Here is a 5928-nt window from a genome sequence, read left to right as displayed (position 1 = left end):
ACCGCTCGCGTAGCGAGTGGTGGAGGGGCACAGGCCGGATAGCGCAGCGCCAAGAGGCACCTGCTCCTCCGTCAGCGCTTCGCGCTGCCACCTCCCCGTTCCGGGGAGGAACGTCCACTTCTGGTCGCTTCCAGACCATCCTCCCCTGCAAGGGGAGTTCAAGGGAGACCCGTGTCTCCCTTGAACTGGCGAAAGGCCAGACGGAGGGGTATCCCCCTCTCGATAGCGTAACACCCCTCCACCACTTCGTGGTCCCCCTCCCCTTGCAGGGGAGGAATTTACAGCCGCTTCTGGTCGTTAGCCACCCTACGGACATCCATCATGCCGGGCTTGACCCGGCATCCCGCTTTTCGATGCTACGGATAAAGAAGCGGGACCCCGGCGCAAGCCTGTCCTGAGCCTGTCGAAGGGGCCGGGGTGACGATGGCCGCATCTTGGCCGTGAGCCGTCAAAGTCCGGCATCGTCATTGCGGGCGTAGCGAAGCAAGGGCGGGAGATCGTCGAGGCCCGCCCTTTGTGCGGCGGGCTTTTGCTGGTGCGCGGTTCTTCTGGTAGGATCGGGGCGCGGTTTTGGAGATCGGGCTTTGGAGATCGGGCGATGCTGGTTGGGCTGATCCTGTTGGCGGCGGTGGGGGCGATGATCGCGCTGTCGGTGCGCGCCGATCGGCGGTTCCGGGCGATCGACCGGCTGCCGATGCAATGGACGCTGACCGGGGCGGTGAGTTGGCATGCGCCGCGGGGCGTGGCGCTGGCCTTCATGCCGGTGCTGGGGACGATGCTGATCCTGGCCGTGGGCGCGATGGCTTTGTGGGTGCCGCCGCGCGCCGGGCAGGAGGGGCTGGTGATCCCGGTATTGCTGGCGATCGCGGCGGGCATGGTGGCGATCCATGCGCTGCATATCTGGATGATCGGGCGCTGGGCGAAGGCGCGGCACTGAACCGGCATTGGGGCTGAGGAGGCGAGGATGCGGCGTGTGACCCGGAGCAGGATGGCGCTGATGCTGCTGGCGCCGATGGTGATGATGCTGCCCGCTGGCGCGATCGCTGCGCCGCCGACCAGCTGGGCCAAGGCGGGCGTGTCGCTGGCCGACTATGCCGGCGATGCGGGGGCCTGCGCGGAGGCGACGCGGGACAGGGCGGTGACGGTGCGGCCGGAGACGGCGCAGGCGCTGGATGCGCTGAGCATGGTCGACCTGGCGATGATCCTGCGAACCTATGGCGGCGATAGCGATGCCAGCCCGCTGATGGCGGCGGCGAATATCGGCATGCATCATGACGACGCCAATGTGGCGCGGCGGACGGCGAATTTCGGCGCGAAATATGAAGCGATGACGCGCAGCGACGTGCGCGCGCAATTGCAGGCGGCGCTGGACCAGTGCCTGGTCGATCGCGGCTATGTGCGGATCATGCTGACGCAGGACCAGGCGCGCGGGCTGGCGAAGCTGAAGCGCGGGAGTGCGGAGCGCACCGCCTATCTGCACGCGATCGACAGCGATCCGGCGGTGATCGCGGCGCAGCGGGTGGTGGAGGAATGACGGTGCGGATCGGGATCGTCCTGGCCAGCCTGGCCTTGTGCGCGGCCTTGTTCTGGAGCGGGACGGCGCTGGTCGCGCTGATGATGGGATGGCTGGTCGCGCATCCGTGGGTGGCGAAGGCGATGGCGGCGCTGCCGATGCTGGTGCTGCCGCTGATGGCGGTGATGGTTTCGCGCGGGCGGGCGGGCGCCGGAGCGGCCTGACCGGCTTGACCGGCCGGCGACCGAGCGCGACCTGCTGACGCCCCTAAGGGCATGCTCGCGCCGCGCGGGGGTTTTCCCCGATGTCGAGCCTTCCATCCTCTTTGTAGCCTTTGGCCCATCAGCACGCGGCAGAGTCGCGTGTCCAACCTGGCATTGGACGAGGTGATCGGCATGGCTCTCAAGGAATATAAGTCCGGACAGGCGTTCAACGGCGTGTTGGGGCGCACCTATGACGTGTCCGAGCCGGCCTGGCCGGCGCCGCTGCGGGCGAAGGAGGGGGCGGCCAATGTGCTGTTCATCGTGCTCGACGATACCGGTTTTGGTCATCTGCAATGCTATGGCAGTCCCATCAACACGCCCAACATCAACGAATTGGCGAAGAATGGCCTGCGCTACACCAACATGACCACGACGGCGCTCTGTTCACCGTCGCGGTCCTGCTTCATCAACGGGCGCAACCATCATTCCAACGGCATGTCCTGCATCACCGAAGGGTCGATCGGCTTTCCTGGCGGCAATGGCATCATTCCCTTCGAAAATGGCTTCCTGTCGGAAATCCTGGTCGAACAGGGCTATAATACCTATGCGATCGGCAAATGGCATCTGACGCCATCGGAGCAGACATCTGCGGCGGGGCCGTATAGCCGCTGGCCGCTGGGGCGCGGGTTCGAGCGCTATTATGGCTTCCTGGGCGGCGACACCCACCAATATTATCCCGAGCTGGTGCGCGACAATATGCAGGTCGAGCCGGAGACGACCCCGGAGGAAGGCTATCACCTGACCCCCGACCTGGTCGAGAAGGCCAAGGCGATGATCGCCGATGCCAAGCAGGTGGCGCCCAACAAGCCCTTCTTCATGTATTTCTGCCCCGGCGCCCAGCATGCGCCGCACCATGTGCCACGCGAATGGGCCGACAAATATGCCGGCAAGTTCGACAAGGGATGGGACCATTATCGCGAGGAGACGTTCAAGCGGCAGAAGGAACTGGGCGTCATCCCCGACCATACAGTGATGTCGCGTCACGACCCGGACGTGCAGGACTGGGACAGCCTGTCGGCCGACGAACGCAAGCTCTATGCCCGGATGATGGAAGTCTTTGCTGGCTTCCTGGAGCATACCGACCATTATATCGGCGAGTTGATCCAGTTCCTGAAGGACATTGGGGAATATGATAATACGCTGATCATGCTGGTGTCCGACAATGGATCGAGCGCCGAGGGTGGCCCGTCCGGGTCGGTCAACGAGAACAAGTTCTTCAACAATGTGCCCGACAATCTGGAGCAGAATTTGAAGGCGCTGGAGGATATTGGCGGACCCAAATATTTCAATCACTTCCCCTGGGGCTGGACCCATGCCGGCAACACCCCCTATCGCCGCTGGAAGCGCGAAACCTATCGCGGCGGCGTGTCCGACCCGTTCATCATTTCCTGGCCGGCGGGCATCAAGGCCAAGGGTGAGGTGCGCACCCAGTTCTGCCATGGCATCGACATGGTGCCGACCGTGCTCGATTGCCTGGGCATCAAGCCGCCCGCGACCATCCGCGGCGTGACCCAGGCGCCGATCGAGGGCTTCAGCCTGAAGAACAGCTTCGAAGCAGCCGATGCGGTCGGGCTGCACCAGACCCAATATTATGAGATGTTCGGCCACCGCTCGCTCTATCATGCCGGCTGGCGCGCGGTCTGCCCCTGGCCGGGCACGTCCTTCGTCGAATCCGGCCGCGCCTTTGGGGACGAGATCACCCATGACAAGCTCAACGAGCTGGATGCGAGTGGCTGGGAACTATATAATCTGAACGATGATCCGGCCGAGACGACAGACCTGGCCGACAAGGAGAAGGCCAAGCTGATCGAGATGATCGGCATGTGGTATGCCGAAGCGGGCAAGTATAAGGTTCTGCCGATCGACAGCCGGGCGACCATCCGCCTGAGCGAGGAACGGCCAACCATTGCCGGCGCACGCGACAAATATGTCTATTATCCCGGCACGCAGGTGGTGCCTTCCAATGCCGGTCCGCGCCTGTTGAACATTGCCCATTCGGTATCGGTCCATGCGACCATTCCGGCGGGCGGGGCGCAGGGCGCGCTGTTCACCATCGGCGGCAATGATGGCGGCTTCTGTTTCTACATCAAGGACGGCAAGCTGACCTATGGCTATAATTATGTCGCCGACCAGCGCTTCGCGATCCGTTCGGACGGCGCCGTGCCCGAGGGCGACCATGTGCTGAGCTTCGAGTTCGAGCCGACCGGCAAGCCCGACATCGCCAAGGGCAAGGGCGCGCCGGGCACCATCACGCTGCTGGTCGATGGCGAGCCGGTGGGGGGTGGCGACCTGCCGGTGACGGTGCCGATCCAATATGGCCTGGCCGCCGGCGTCGTGGTCGGATGCGACAATGGATCGCCGGTGATGCTGGAGGATGAATATCTGCCGCCGTTCAAATTCAGCGGCACGATCCACAAGGCGCTGGTCGACGTCACGGGCGAAAGCCTGGAGGACAAGGAAGAGATGATCGCGGCCTATCTGAAGGCGGCGATGGCGCGGCAATAGGGCACATCATGCCGGGCGGGGACGATCGACAGCGCCCCGCCCGGCATGATGCTTTACAGGGCGGTGCGGGCGGGTAAGACACTGGCCCCATGAAGAAGATCATCCTGCTCGCCGCCGCTTCGGCCCTTGTCACTCCCGCTCTGGCGGCGCCGGCCGCGCCCGATGCGGCGCGGTTGAAGGCAACGGTGGAGAGGCTGGTGAGCTTCGGCACGCGCCATACGCTGTCGAGCGCGACCGACCCCAGGCGCGGGATCGGTGCGGCGCGGGCCTGGGGCAAGGCCGAGTTCGAGAGGATCGGCAAGGGCTGTGGCGGGTGCCTGAGCGTCGAGACGGTGGCCGATCGCTTCACCGGGCCGCGCGCGCCCGACGGCGTCGAGGTGGTCGATGTGCTGGCGATCCAGAAGGGGAGCGGCTGGACCGATAATGGCCCGAACGAGGTGGTGATCGTCGCGGGGCATATCGACAGCCGCGTGACCGACGTGATGAACATCAGCAGCGATGCGCCGGGCGCCAATGACAATGCGTCGGGCACGGCGCTGGTGATCGAGGCGGCGCGGGTGCTGGCCGGGCAGAAATTCACCGGCACGATCGTCTATGCGCTGCTGTCGGGCGAGGAACAGGGGCTGTGGGGCGGCAAGTTGCTGGCTAGCACGGCCAAGGCGCGCGGCTGGCATGTGCGGGCGATGCTGAACAACGATATTGTCGGCAACACGGTGGGGCAGAATGGCCAGGTGGTGGCGGATCGCGTGCGGGTGTTTTCCGAGGGGATTCGCGCGGGCGACGACGCCAAGGCGAACCTGACGCGGCGGGCGATCGGCGGCGAGGATGATGGCCCGTCGCGGGCGCTGGCCAAGGCGATCGACGGCATTGCGCAGGCGGACCCGAAGATCGGCCTTGAAGTGCTGGCGGTGCGGCGGTTCGACCGGTTCGGGCGCGGCGGCGACCATTCGCCCTTCCTGGACCTGGGCTTTCCGGCGGTGCGCTTTTCCGTCGGGATCGAGATTTATGACCGGCAGCATCAGGATCTGCGCACCGAAAATGGCCGGGTCTATGGCGATACGGTCGACGGCATGGCCTTTCCCTATCTGGCGAAGGTGACGGCGCTTAATGTCGCGACCTTGCGGCGGCTGGCCGATGCGCCCGCCGCGCCGGCGACGGTGTCGCTCGATGGCGCGCTGTCGATGGACACGCGGGTCTTCTGGGACGCGGTGCCGGGGGCGGTCAGCTACAAGGTCTATTGGCGGCGCGCGGACAAGCAGGACTGGAGCGACAGCCGGGTCGTGACTGGCGGCACGCAGACGGTGCTGAAGGATATCGTGGTCGACGATCATTTCATCGGCGTCGCGGCGGTGGCCAAGGACGGGGCGGAGAGCCTGGTGACCTTTGGCGGGATGGCGCCGCGTAAATAGGATTTGGTTCGCGCGGAGGCGCGGAGGCGCGGAGATTTTTTGGAGAAGGCCGCCCTCGGGCGGCCTTTTTGTTGCGCGTCATTTTGGGGTGGGCGGATCCATCTCCTCAGACTGGTGCTGGAGGCACGGTCAGGAGATGGGTTCCCGCTTTCGCGGGAATGACGACGAAGGGGGCATTCCCTCTCTCCGCGCCTCCGCGCCTCCGCGTGAACCGGGGGAAGGGCGCGCGATCATGGCA

At 65.3% G+C, this 5928-nt stretch carries 5 protein-coding genes; all 5 read left to right on the top strand.

What is annotated here, in order from left to right:
* Nucleotides 1-598: 598 nt before the first annotated feature.
* The 5 genes from CG471_RS28615 (at nt 599) to CG471_RS28595 (ending at nt 5690) form a co-directional block, all read left to right on the top strand.
* Nucleotides 599-937 (top strand): hypothetical protein, encoded by a 339-nt coding sequence (locus CG471_RS28615; RefSeq protein ID WP_099234526.1) that lies wholly within the window; start codon nt 599-601, stop codon nt 935-937.
* A gap of 27 nt (nt 938-964) precedes the next feature.
* Complete coding sequence (locus CG471_RS28610; protein ID WP_004207824.1) at nt 965-1534, top strand: hypothetical protein; 570 nt, start codon at nt 965-967, stop codon at nt 1532-1534.
* Complete coding sequence (locus CG471_RS28605) at nt 1531-1737, top strand: hypothetical protein (protein ID WP_099234524.1); 207 nt, start codon at nt 1531-1533, stop codon at nt 1735-1737. Before CG471_RS28610 ends, CG471_RS28605 begins: the two co-directional genes overlap by 4 nt.
* A gap of 138 nt (nt 1738-1875) precedes the next feature.
* A complete protein-coding gene (locus CG471_RS28600) occupies nt 1876-4281 on the top strand; it encodes an arylsulfatase (protein ID WP_218964297.1) in 2406 nt (801 codons plus the stop codon).
* Between the two features lie 89 nt (nt 4282-4370).
* Nucleotides 4371-5690: a M28 family peptidase gene (locus CG471_RS28595; RefSeq protein ID WP_099234523.1), complete on the top strand. Its 1320-nt coding sequence runs from the start codon at nt 4371-4373 to the stop codon at nt 5688-5690.
* Nucleotides 5691-5928: the final 238 nt, after the last annotated feature.

Origin of the sequence: Sphingobium sp. IP1 (assembly GCF_002708645.1) — a bacterium.
In the GTDB taxonomy this organism is placed as follows: Bacteria; Pseudomonadota; Alphaproteobacteria; order Sphingomonadales; family Sphingomonadaceae; genus Sphingobium; species Sphingobium yanoikuyae.
This window is presented reverse-complemented; position numbering and strand designations above follow the sequence as displayed.

What these genes read in the sequence shown, in the direction of transcription:
- CG471_RS28615 (WP_099234526.1), top strand. Translation starts at nt 599, where the DNA reads ATGCTGGTTGGGCTGATCCTGTTGGCGGCGGTGGGGGCGATGATCGCG.
- CG471_RS28610 (WP_004207824.1), top strand. Translation starts at nt 965, where the DNA reads ATGCGGCGTGTGACCCGGAGCAGGATGGCGCTGATGCTGCTGGCGCCG.
- CG471_RS28605 (WP_099234524.1), top strand. Translation starts at nt 1,531, where the DNA reads ATGACGGTGCGGATCGGGATCGTCCTGGCCAGCCTGGCCTTGTGCGCG.
- CG471_RS28595 (WP_099234523.1), top strand. Translation starts at nt 4,371, where the DNA reads ATGAAGAAGATCATCCTGCTCGCCGCCGCTTCGGCCCTTGTCACTCCC.